Source organism: Plesiomonas sp. (genome assembly GCF_051650925.1).
Classification (GTDB): Bacteria; Pseudomonadota; Gammaproteobacteria; order Enterobacterales; family CAMTGL01; genus Plesiomonas.
The window spans coordinates 1-1,249 of record NZ_JBOFRH010000281.1 but is presented as its reverse complement, the minus strand read 5'-3'; the positions used below and the strand labels follow the sequence as shown (position 1 = coordinate 1,249).

At 44.6% G+C, this 1,249-nt stretch carries 1 protein-coding gene; it reads left to right on the top strand.

Annotated features, from left to right (window positions below; genetic code table 11):
• Positions 1–302: 302 nt before the first annotated feature.
• A partial coding sequence (locus tag ACRC27_RS06750) for an MCP four helix bundle domain-containing protein (RefSeq protein ID WP_438639483.1) occupies positions 303–1,249 on the top strand: 947 nt, incomplete at its 3' end.

The following is a 1,249-nucleotide window of genomic DNA, read 5'->3' as shown; positions in this document are numbered from 1 at the left end:
ACTTTTTCAGCAAAATTATCAAAATCGAGACCGCGGCAGCGGATGCTCAAAACTGGCATTTACTTTCGCTCCTCTCTCTTTTTGTACACATATGCATCCTCTTTAGTAAAAAAACTGTGATCAAGCCTTCATTTTATCGATGATCAGCCGCTAACACATACAGTTGTAACCTGCACTGCTGCACTTTGCACCACACCGCTGTGGCAAACCATGCATGAGACCTTGCAGTGTTACCCCTCTTTTATGGTGCTCCTACCGCAAGCGCGGTGGCCTGGCAACACATCCAGCAACAAGGTTATTTTATGTTATTACCCAGCTTAACCATTGGTAAAAAACTTACCTCGGCTTTTTCAGTACTCTGTTTATTACTGATTGGCATAGGTGGATTCTCACTGATTGAGTTCAAACAAATAAACGATCAATCACTCGACCTGACTGATAGTATTATTCCTAGCATCCGCAATGCAGCAGCTATCCGACAGACCGTAGCCGATTTTCGCCGCTATGAATTAGGCATGTTTCTCGTGATGAGAGATCCGGCACGTAAAGATCAGTACATACAAACTCTCAATGACTTAAGCGCTGACATCAATACGACTATTGATGACTATGTCAAGCTGATCGCTGACGAGACTGAGCTGAAAATGCATAGCCAGATTAAAGCTAAATGGGCTCAGTATGTTAACATTAATCATCAGTTGTTAGGTTTTGCAGAGGCAGAACAAATTGACCAAGCACACAACCTATTGCTGGGTCAAAGCCTGACAACCTATACCTCTATGCTCTCTGATATCACGCAGTTGATTGAGTTCAATGAGAAATACGCGTTATCCGCACGCACAGTCGCCGAATCAATCTACTCTTCGGCTAAACTCAATATTGCTATATGTATCCTATTATCGATTGGTTTGGTGGCCGTATTTGCAACCATACTGACACGCCAGATCCGCGATCCACTGATTTTACTGGTAGACCAAGCACAACAAATTGCCAACGGTTATATTGGCCGCAGTGCACTGTGCGATTACATCGATGCCGGCAAATTATCAGATGACGAAATCGGCCAACTGGCCCGCGCGATTCGTCAGATGAAAGAGGGATTAAGCCAGATGGTGAACGAAATCAGTGGCTCAGTCTCACAGCTCAGTAGTGCAGTTGAAGAGGTCAGTGCCATTGCCGAGCAGTCATCACAAGGTATGCAACAGCAGCAAAGTGAAGTATCACAACTGGCAACTGCCATGAATGAGAT